The organism is Bradyrhizobium sp. AUGA SZCCT0169, assembly GCF_018130085.1.
GTDB lineage: Bacteria > Pseudomonadota > Alphaproteobacteria > Rhizobiales > Xanthobacteraceae > Bradyrhizobium.
In genome coordinates this window covers 55,906-61,905 of the sequence record NZ_JAFCMC010000044.1, presented here as the reverse complement: position 1 = coordinate 61,905, position 6,000 = coordinate 55,906, and the positions used below count along the sequence as shown (strand labels likewise).

Genomic DNA, 6,000 nt, shown 5'->3' with positions numbered 1-6,000 from the left:
CTTATGCCGTGATCTCCCCGGAGACGAGTTCTTGGTTGACTCCGTCGCTGCCGTTCCCGCTTGCGCTTCTCCGACAGCTTGACGCCTGCAACGGGCGCCAGGACCACACGGTTTTGCCTTACGCTTAGTCCGCGCCGTCGTCTCAGCGCAAACCAGCGTCCACCGCAACCCGTCCAACGTCCGTGACGACGGCCGACGCCCTTCTGACCAGGACGGGATGGGCAAATATATGCACCTGATTTTGATTCTGTAAAAGCGAAATATTTTTTATTTCGGGGCCTGACATGTATTCCGAAAATCAGAACTGATTTGCCCGTCGGGTTGATTTGTCGCACGCGGGCCACCAGATTGCGCTTGCGCGCGACGCGACGCAGTTTTTGAGGCAGTACAATAGAAACGGCCCCAGCTTCGGGAGGAAGAACTGGGGCCATTTCCGGTCCGTCCGGCGACCTTGAGGGCAGCATCGCCGGGCGAGCGGCTAGCTAATCCATCTGAAGTTGAATCGTTCCTATCGGTACCGGCCTGTACCTGGTAGTCCAAGTGAATTTGGCGATGGCGTGGAAGCAGGTTAGCCGGGCCTGACGCGGCTGGCTTACTCCAGCGTGAGCGATCGCTGGAGATAGTCGAGTCCGATCCCGACCGCCTTCTCAAAAGCGCGCCAGGAAATAGGAACATTAGGAACCCCCGATTAGCCACCCGGTTGTCGAACGAAAATCGGGGAGGCAGCACGATGACCGAACGCAGGCACATCAAGCAGACGGAATCCCTGGAGCAACGATTAGCCGAAGAAGCGAAGCGATTGCGAGCGCAAGCAAAGTTGCTTCGACCTGGGGCCGCGCGAGATGCCGTGATCCGCAAAGCCCGGCAGGCCGAAACAGGCTCGCACATGAGCGCATGGTTGAGATCGCCGGCGTTGCAACCGCCGAAATCGGCGTAGGTTTAAGGCCCATGGCCCAGTTGCGAGCAACCCGCGAGACTTTGCTCCTCGCCGCGTCCGTCGCTTGGTGTACCGTGTTGGCTGGCAGCCTGCTCTATATAATCCTGATCGTCGCGCTGGGAGGCCGCCTCATCTCGGCGTGTCGCATCCCGAAAATAATGGGGCCGCGCCGTTCGTTTGTCCTGGGGCGTGCGCGCCATAATCCTGCAGCGAAGGATCAAGCCTTCGGTTTCTTCAGGAAGTCGAGATTGTCCGGCGGATGCGATCCGGGCGAAGACACCCACGTATCGATACCTGCCGCGGTTTCGCTCTGTTTGGCCTTCAGCAACAGGCGCTCGCGCGCGGGTCCTGCCGGTAGCCCGGCCGCCTGCTCGCGCGCGTCTTGCGCGTTTTTCAGAAGTCTGTCGCTGAACGACGCTTCATGCCTGACCCGCGGGCGCCGGATGATGGGCTTGCTTTCGGGGGCCACCGGCTCTTGTTCCACAACAGCCAGCATTTCGGAAGGGAGTGCGCTTTTCTTGTCACGGTCCGTCTCGGACAAAAAGCGTTCAAGGCTTTCGACAAACTGATAGCTGCGAGCGAGGTGACGCCAGCTCTGCGCCAGCAACTCATTGTCGGAACGGCTCGCGGGATCGGTCGATTCCAGCGCGCGCTGCTCTGCATTGGAAGCACGCTCAAGGCAACTCGAGATATGCGTACTGAGCTTGAGTAGCACGGCCGTTTTTCCTCGGTCCCTATACCCAACAGTAACCTGCCGGACCGGCACAGCAAAGTACTAAAGTAGTGAACACAACATGGCCCGTAAGACGGATTGAACCGGAGGCACCAGTGACACGTGAAGAGTTGATTTCAGAATGCAAGCGTCGATCGGACAGCAAACGTGGCCTGTGCTCTATCCGACGCCATGTGTCGAATGATCGTCGCGCTTATGCAATTTGCGCACAGTGAATGCGGCAACAGCGATGACCCGCAGCGATTGACCCAAGATGGCGGATTACGCCGGAGCCTGTCATCGGGCCGCGCCTTGCGCGGACCCGTTGGGCTCAATCCGCCCCACACGCTGCGCTCTGGGCGAAGCGCGTACCACTCCGAGGTAATCCTTCCGGGTGAGGTGACGGCGGCTCGATGCTGCGATAATCCAATCTAACCAACCCCACTTGGCCCCGCCCTCACAGGTGGGGCTTTTCGTTTCCTTGATGGGAACTGGCCGGATCGACTACCGCGCCACGACCTCGACCTCGCCGTCAACGCCATTGACGACGTTGAACGGGCGCTCGAACACCTTGCCTTCGTTCTTGGCGATGGCGCGGTATTCACCTTCGGACAGCACGACGCGGGGGAACGCGCCGATCGATTCCTTGATGACGTCACCGCCCGGCGTGATGACTGACCAGGCAGTGTTGGCGAGCGCCTCGCCGCCCCGGTCGCTGACCAGTTTTAGCGTGATGACGGCGGCGCGGTGGGTGACGATCACGTCGGTCAGTTTGCCGGCCTGTACGCGGATGTCGGAGCGGACCACCGAATTGGCGTCGCCGTAGTTGGAGATGATGTAGTAGGTCCCCTCCGGCAACAGCGCGACGTCGCCGCCTGCGACGTTGGGCAACAGCGAGGTGCGCTCCGCGCCGTCGAACTGGCTGCCTTTATAAATCGCGAACGAAATCTGGTTCGGCGGAATCTTGGAGGTGCCGACGCGGCCTTCGATGCGCAGCCCACCGGCCGGAAGCACGAAGGATTCGCGATCGGTCTCCGACTTCAGGCTCACCGCCCGCACCGCGCTGACGAGGCCGAGCGCGACGTGCACGACATAATTGCCCGGCGGCAGCACGATGTTCGGGGTCGCACCGCGGTCCTCGCGGATCAGGCGGAACGTGCCGTTATCGTCGGGCTTGTCGGCGAAGACCCGCCACACCAGTCCGCTGTTGATGACCGGCAAATCCTTGCCGTAACGCGCCGTCAAGGACAGCACGGCCTGGCCGGGCGGCGAGGCGCCCGGTGGTGGCGCCGGCGGCGGGACGGTGACGATCGACGGCGGCACCAGAGTCGGCTGCGTCAGCGTTGGCGGCAGGGTGGGAATCGAACCCGGCGGCGCCAGGTTCATCGCTGGGCCGGAGGGCGCATCCGGAATCGAACCCGGCGGCACCGGCGGTGGGCGATCGGAGAACATCTGGGCTGAAACCGGGCCAGGTGCCAGCAACACCAAGGCAAGCATTGGGGCAAGCAGAAGCCGCGGGAAAAGCCGCCACGCGCCCCCGTCCCCGCCGATGCCATTGCCTCGCCAAGTCATGGCCATGCTTTTCACTGAAAACGCGGCAAATTCAAGCCTGCAGAGCGGCCCGATTACCCCCTTTGGGCCACGGACAGCAGTTGATCCCGCGGTCGTGGTCCAGTCATAATCCCCGCCTAGGTCGCCTTGGCTGCGGAATAAACCATGCGTGGGGAGTTGATCAGGGTGATTCTGGCACGGCCGCGCCGCGGCGAATATGCTTGAGCCGCAGGAGAGTTCTTGGTGTTGGATAATTGGATGGGCCGCGGCCAAAAGGGCTCCGATGGCCACGACGAGGTAGGGCTCGGCAGTATCCGCCGGCCGGTGATCGGGCTGGCGCTGGGCGGCGGCGCCGCGCGCGGCTTTGCCCATCTCGGCATCATCAAGACCCTGGTCGCGCACGGCATCCATCCCAATGTCGTGGTGGGAACCTCGATGGGTGCGGTGGTCGGCGGCGCCTATGCCTCCGGACAACTCGACAAGGTGGAGGCCTGGGCGCGCAGCCTGCAGCCGCGCAACATCTTCGGCTATCTCGATATCCGCCTCAACGGCTCCGGCCTGATCGGCGGCGCCAAGCTCGCCGCCGAACTCGAGACGACGCTGGGCCAGAGCCTGATCGAGGATCTGCCGGTGAAATTCGCCACCGTCGCCACTGAAGTCCGCACCGGCCACGAAATCTGGCTGACCCATGGCCGCATGATCGACGCGATGCGCGCCTCCTATGCGCTGCCCGGTATCTTCTCGCCGGTCCTGATCGGTGATCGCTGGCTGGTCGACGGCGCCCTGGTCAACCCGGTTCCGGTGTCAGCGGCGCGCGCCCTCGGCGCCGAGATCGTCATCGCGGCCAATCTCTCCAGCGACATCTTCACCCACGCGACGACGATCTATTCCCACGGCGCGGCAACCGACCTTTCCGTCTCGGTCGCACCGGAAGCAATACCTGAAGCCGAGCCGGCAAAGCGCGGCTTCGGCAGGTTTTTCTCGGCCGAACGCACCATGAAGCGCGAATTCTTCGGCGGCGGCGGCCGGCCGGGAATCTCCACCGTCATGGTGGACGCCTTCAACATCATGCAGGACCGCATCACCCGCGCGCGGCTGGCCGGCGATCCGCCGGATCTGTTGATCTCACCCCGCGTCGGCAAGATCGGCTGGTTCGATTTTCACCGCGCCGACGAGCTGATCGCCCATGGCGTGCGCGCCGCAGAGCGCGCCATCGATTCCATCCAGGAAGCGATCCACATTCTGGCGCCGCCAGCGGCCGGAGCCGCCGCGGCCGCCGAAAAGGCCGGACCAGAGAAAGAATAGCGCTCAGGCGGTCTTGATGTAGTCGCGCAGCGCTTCCTGCTCGGCTTCATATTCGTGGACCCGGCGCTTGACGATGTCGCCGATCGAGATCAGGCCGACCACCTTGCCGTCCTCGACGACAGGCAAATGCCTGAACTTGCCCAGCGTCATCATTTCCATGATGCCGCTGACCGTGTCCGACTCCCGGCAACTGACCACCTTGCGCGTCATCACGGCGCTGACCGGTTCATCCAGCACCTTGGCGCCGCGCTCGCCGAGCACACGAACGATGTCGCGTTCCGACAGGATGCCTTCGAGATGTCCCTGGTTCATGACCAGCACGGCGCCGATCTTGCGCTCGCCAAGCAGTTTGACCGCGGCCGAAAGTTTGACGTCCGGCTCGACGCTCAGGATGTGATGGCCTTTGGAATCGAGAATTGCACGTACCGTCATTGCCGCCTCCTGAATCGGTGCGCACCCCTTTTGGGGGTTCGACTTGTTCGCGAGTGTTCAATCAACAGTTTTGCGCCGTCTTCGTTTCAAGAGCGTCCGTTTCAGGCGCGGTTACGTAGCTCGGCTGTCTTGCACAGCAGCGGGCTTTGTCTTTGCATCACGACATAGACGATGATGAATGAAATCGCGGTGCGCCGCAAGCGACGATCAGACGCGGTCGGCCTCGTCAGGCGATGACGCATCTGCAGCATGTGTTGCCATCCGCGGCACCGGATCGAACAGCGAGAACAGCATCAGGCCGGCGAGAAATCCGCCGATATGCGCTTGCCATGCCACGGTGCCGCCATCGACGCCGATCGCAATCGATCCGACGCCGAAGATGATGTTGACGCCGAACCACACCGCCAGGAATCCCAGCACGCGCGTGTCGCGAAAGGCCTGTCCGAGCGACAGCGCCGGCACCTTCGCCGCTTCATCCGCGTCGCCGCGGCTGAACGACAGAAAGCTCCCCTTCACAAACGCGAAGCGCATGGCGGCCGCCATGGTGCCGGACACCGACGCCGACGCGCCGATCATCGGCGCGATCCCGTGTTCATGCGTGAGCAGATGCGCAAGCGCGCCGGCCGCGGCCGTCACCGCCATGAACACGTAAAACCTGACCGCGCCGAACCGGCGCGCCAGCGCACTGCCGAACGGCAACAGCCACAGCACGTTGAAGCCGATATGGGCGAGATTGGCGTGCAGCAGCGAATAGGTGACGAAGGTCCAGACCTTGGCGCCCGCGCCGCCGGGAAAATCGATGTTGAGCAGCGTCGAATCGTAGCGTTTCGGAATGAAACCGAAGACGTCGATGGTCCAGTTCTCGAGTTCCGGCGGCAGCAGCACCCGCAGATGGATGACCGCGATCAGCGCGATATAGGCCGTCAGCGCACCCGGCAGGGTCAGGATCGGCTCTCGCGGACCGTCCGGGGCGTCAAGCTGGGTTTCAGGCTGGGATTCCAAGGGGCCAAGGACCTTTAGAGACACCTTTAGAGGCGGCTTTGGGGAATAATCGGCCCAGATA

The 6,000-nt window shown here is 62.8% G+C and carries 6 protein-coding genes; 2 read left to right on the top strand and 4 right to left on the bottom strand.

Features of this window, described 5'->3' with window-relative positions:
* Positions 1 to 730 precede the first annotated feature (730 nt).
* Positions 731 to 937, top strand: a complete 207-nt coding sequence (locus tag JQ609_RS31095) for a hypothetical protein (protein WP_212276501.1) — start codon at positions 731 to 733, stop codon at positions 935 to 937.
* A gap of 217 nt (positions 938 to 1,154) precedes the next feature.
* Here the strand turns inward: JQ609_RS31095 and JQ609_RS35355 are convergent, their stop codons facing one another.
* Together JQ609_RS35355 and JQ609_RS31085 are read right to left on the bottom strand one after the other, a co-directional pair.
* Positions 1,155 to 1,652: a hypothetical protein gene (locus JQ609_RS35355; protein WP_249128616.1), complete on the bottom strand. Its 498-nt coding sequence runs from the start codon at positions 1,650 to 1,652 to the stop codon at positions 1,155 to 1,157.
* A 501-nt stretch (positions 1,653 to 2,153) separates the two neighbouring features.
* The gene (locus tag JQ609_RS31085; RefSeq protein ID WP_212276500.1) at positions 2,154 to 3,221 is read right to left on the bottom strand and encodes a hypothetical protein; all 1,068 of its coding nucleotides are present in this window, start codon (positions 3,219 to 3,221) and stop codon (positions 2,154 to 2,156) included.
* Positions 3,222 to 3,443: 222 nt separating this feature from the next.
* Between JQ609_RS31085 and JQ609_RS31080 the strand changes: the two genes are divergently transcribed.
* The gene (locus tag JQ609_RS31080) at positions 3,444 to 4,505 is read left to right on the top strand and encodes a patatin-like phospholipase family protein (protein ID WP_212276499.1); all 1,062 of its coding nucleotides are present in this window, start codon (positions 3,444 to 3,446) and stop codon (positions 4,503 to 4,505) included.
* A 3-nt stretch (positions 4,506 to 4,508) separates the two neighbouring features.
* Here the strand turns inward: JQ609_RS31080 and JQ609_RS31075 are convergent, their stop codons facing one another.
* Positions 4,509 to 4,937, bottom strand: coding sequence for a CBS domain-containing protein (locus tag JQ609_RS31075; RefSeq protein WP_212276498.1), 429 nt, complete (start codon positions 4,935 to 4,937; stop codon positions 4,509 to 4,511).
* Between the two features lie 207 nt (positions 4,938 to 5,144).
* Positions 5,145 to 5,939, bottom strand: a complete 795-nt coding sequence (locus JQ609_RS31070) for a rhomboid family intramembrane serine protease (RefSeq protein WP_249128599.1) — start codon at positions 5,937 to 5,939, stop codon at positions 5,145 to 5,147.
* Between the last annotated feature and the right edge of the window lie 61 nt (positions 5,940 to 6,000).